The organism is Mesorhizobium sp. WSM4823 (assembly GCF_055811195.1).
The window spans coordinates 1-288 of sequence record NZ_JBVVQL010000066.1; the positions used below are offsets into that span (position 1 = coordinate 1).

The window sequence follows — 288 nt, forward strand, 5'->3', positions numbered from 1 at the left end:
ATCCAAATCTTCTCTCTACAAACAGGCCCGCCAATCGGGAGAACGGGCCGCGTAAGCGGCCCTTTCAATTGGCGGAACTAAACAAGCGCTGACTTGTCTCAAAAGTTAACGCGGGGTGGAGCAGCACCCGTCCGCCCGCAAAGGCCAAAGGCCTCGAGGACGGACAAACCAAAAAGTCCGGGCTGCCCGGCCGGCATTCGCCGTCAAGTTAACGCGGGGTGGAGCAGCCCGGTAGCTCGTCAGGCTCATAACCTGAAGGTCACAGGTTCAAATCCTGTCCCCGCAACC

At 59.0% G+C, this 288-nt stretch carries 1 tRNA gene; it reads left to right on the forward strand.

The features are described from left to right. The first annotated feature begins 212 nt into the window (after positions 1–212). A tRNA-Met gene (locus tag AC0L26_RS32030) sits at positions 213–286 on the forward strand. Positions 287–288 lie beyond the last annotated feature (2 nt).